The sequence below is a fragment of the Enterobacter sichuanensis genome, from assembly GCF_002939185.1.
Taxonomy (GTDB): Bacteria; Pseudomonadota; Gammaproteobacteria; order Enterobacterales; family Enterobacteriaceae; genus Enterobacter; species Enterobacter sichuanensis.
The window spans coordinates 1-809 of record NZ_POVL01000162.1 but is presented as its reverse complement, the minus strand read 5'-3'; the positions used below and the strand labels follow the sequence as shown (position 1 = coordinate 809).

Sequence of the window (809 nt, the reverse complement as noted above, 5' to 3'; positions counted from 1 at the left end):
CCAGCGCGTCCGCATTCGCCCGCTCGCTGTCTTCCCACTGTTGCTGGTCATCCATCCGCCACACCGTCCGCACCCACCCTTTTACTGGCGACACGAAGGTGCACTCATTCTTCGGTGCCTAGTTGTTAACTGTCGTGCAGCCGTCCGGGCCAGCGGCCCGCCGGACAGAGCCTCCCTACCAGTTACCATACGGATAGTTTTTTCCCTTGATGAATTCGGGTGTCTTTCCGTAATAAACATACCCGTCAGGATGTTTCGTGACTCCTTTGCATATCAGCATTTCATTTCCTGTCAGCGTGAACTGCCGGGCGGGATGCTGGAGCACAACAGGATCGCCGTTATCCTCCAGCCAGACCCGCACCGTTCCACCCGGTGCCAGTCCGATAATCATATTATCCCGGTAATACGTCTTTCCCGGCTTATAGGCATCAGGATAGGCTGTGAGCATCTGCTGCCATGTCTCCCGACTGAACCAGATCTCCGTTTCGTACGCCTTTTTATCGATAACCGAGTCCCAGCACACCGTCATCCTTACAGGCAGCGCCTTGCTGATATTAAAATTGGCTGAAAAACCACCCACGCGCTGGCTCCATGTCCCCACGCTACTCTGGCTCGGTTCTGTGGGATCCAGTCGCCGGAAAATACTTTCCCGGATATCCGCGTCCTCCAGATACACCATGGTCACCAGTGCCGGCAGGTTGACGGGATAGAAAAAATTAAACTGCCAGTGATCGTAAGGCAGTTTCTGCCCCCACTGTTCCACGCCATCCCCTAACAAAGACTTCACTCCCTCCCGGCGATCGTGGCAG

The 809-nt window shown here is 55.3% G+C and carries 1 protein-coding gene; it reads right to left on the bottom strand.

What is annotated here, in order from left to right; all coding sequences use genetic code 11:
* Positions 1-175: 175 nt before the first annotated feature.
* Positions 176-809, bottom strand: a 634-nt coding sequence (locus C5687_RS24305; protein WP_158252240.1) for a DUF2931 family protein, incomplete at its 5' end; no start/stop codon positions are given.